Genomic DNA, 1638 nt, shown 5'->3' on the forward strand with positions numbered 1-1638 from the left:
GTTAGTAGGATAGGAAAAACTTATCTCAAAGCGTATTTCAATGAAAAATATGGTTTTATCCGTTTGGAGTATACCAATATTGACGGTTCAAAAACTAACTTGGTACTAGATAAATATTTGGATTTATCCGATTGAAGGAAACAACACATATAACCAATCGCTGTTCCAGGCAAGGCACCCCGCCACTCACTCTGATGGGTTCGGGTAAGTTTTGCCAACTTAGAATAAATAAATAATCTTTGAAATGGGCCACACATAGAGGCCCCGTTCATTATCAGGACTATTATGAGCTATTAACAAACTATCCTAATATGCGCTTCGAAAAGAGTATAATTTTGGTTTTATGTATTCTGGCATGCTATAAAGGCATTTCACAGATAAACAATGGTGAGGTTGTCTATAGACTTGATATGGAAAATTCATTCAAGAAAATGTTTGAGCAAAATAAGGTTAAACCCAACAAAGGTTTATACATGTATGAAGCCGCTGCAGAAAGCCTGAAAAAAATTAAAATGAGATTGGCATTCGGTGGCGATACTTCCATCTTCGCTCCTGTCAAATCTGCATTATGGGAAGAGGAAGAAATTGGTCCCAAGATCGCTATCATACTAGCCGGTTCCATTACCTATTACAGCAGGTTAGATTCCTGTGCTCAAATATTGGCTCGAGAAGTCGAAGACAAGTACATCCTGGCAGATAACCCCATCAAGGATGTGGAATGGAACCTGGAAAACGAAACCAAACAGATTGGTGATTTCACAGCCTATAAGGCTTCTTATGAGAAAGAAATACCTGTCGGAAAAATCACCATAACTGCCTGGTATTCACCGGAAATACCAGTAGGGCTGGGGCCAACAGATTATGTATGCGGTTTACCGGGTTTAATTCTGGAGCTACATGATACAATGATTAGCTATTATGCAGAGAGTATAACAGTCAATCAAAACGAGGATTTTACGATTCATTGGCCAAATTCTCAAAATGTTTTAACTACCGAAGAATATCAAAGGATGCAAAAGGAATATGTGTCCAAAAAAATACCCTCCAGGAAAAATTGATTATCCTTCTCTGCTCACTGTATTTTACGGGAAGTACAATTTTAAAGAGAACCTGCTGCTATATTTAATAACTCAACTAACACTTGCACAGGAAAGTGTGGTTTAAAAATGTAAAGTGCTAGATTCGGTCCGCACTGAACTGCCTAATCCCAATATATTCGCCTTTCCATTAGATGAGAAGAAGCCACTAGATTTCCGATTTTCACGGGCAATATCAGCTTAATTTATCCAGGACAGGAGTATGCTGCCGACTACCCTAAAGAAGAAGACGGCTAGGACTCAACCTGGGTTAAGGAGCTTGGACTAGAATAACTTCGTTTAAAAGCTCCGGAAAAACAAACTTCAACAGGTCAACCAGCAATGCTTGTAAAATTTCAAATCCTGTGTGAAAGCTTGGGCCCCCAAAAAAAACAATCCAGTCCCCGCTCTGGAAAGTAAGCGGTTGGCAGTCGCAGTGGGCAGTTTGCGGGAGTCTCAGCAAAGAACGTTCAAGGTTCAAGGTTCAAGGTTCAAGGTTCAAGGTTCAAGGTTCAAGGTTCAAGGTTCAAGGTTCAAAACTAAAGAAAGTACTCTCAGCTTG

The 1638-nt window shown here is 39.7% G+C and carries 1 protein-coding gene; it reads left to right on the top strand.

Annotated elements, in window-relative coordinates; translation table 11 throughout:
- Nucleotides 1-311: 311 nt before the first annotated feature.
- Nucleotides 312-1058: a GLPGLI family protein gene (locus tag WBV75_RS14435; protein WP_424121284.1), complete on the top strand. Its 747-nt coding sequence runs from the start codon at nucleotides 312-314 to the stop codon at nucleotides 1056-1058.
- Nucleotides 1059-1638 lie beyond the last annotated feature (580 nt).

The organism is Robiginitalea sp. (assembly GCF_049588695.1).
Taxonomy (GTDB): Bacteria; Bacteroidota; Bacteroidia; order Flavobacteriales; family Flavobacteriaceae; genus Robiginitalea.

Coding starts and splice junctions, on each gene's coding strand:
- WBV75_RS14435 (WP_424121284.1), top strand. CDS start 312: ATGCGCTTCGAAAAGAGTATAATTTTGGTTTTATGTATTCTGGCATGC.